The organism is Phormidium sp. CCY1219, from assembly GCF_035615515.1.
In the GTDB taxonomy this organism is placed as follows: domain Bacteria; phylum Cyanobacteriota; class Cyanobacteriia; order Cyanobacteriales; family Laspinemataceae; genus CCY1219.
Map to the genome: position 1 here is coordinate 1 of NZ_JAJENT010000042.1, position 227 is coordinate 227.

The window sequence follows — 227 nt, forward strand, 5'->3', positions numbered from 1 at the left end:
AGCTTAGCCTGCATGGTGTCGATTTGTTCCTGTTGGCGCAAGAGTGCCGGGTGGTTGGCCGGGTCTTTGTAGCGAGCGATTTGCGCCTTCGCGCGCTGCAGTTCGGTTTGCAGTTGCGCCACCTGCTGTCGCTGCTGTTGCTTGTATGCGTCGAGTTTCTCCTTCACCTGCCCTGGGGAGAGGTACTCCTCGGGGGGCAAGAACACATCCACGAGATGCAGTTGTTC

1 protein-coding gene is annotated in these 227 nt (G+C 58.6%); it reads right to left on the reverse strand.

The window, feature by feature from the left end; genetic code table 11:
- A partial coding sequence (locus LKK83_RS31735; protein ID WP_324628759.1) for a hypothetical protein occupies positions 1 to 227 on the reverse strand: 227 nt, incomplete at both ends.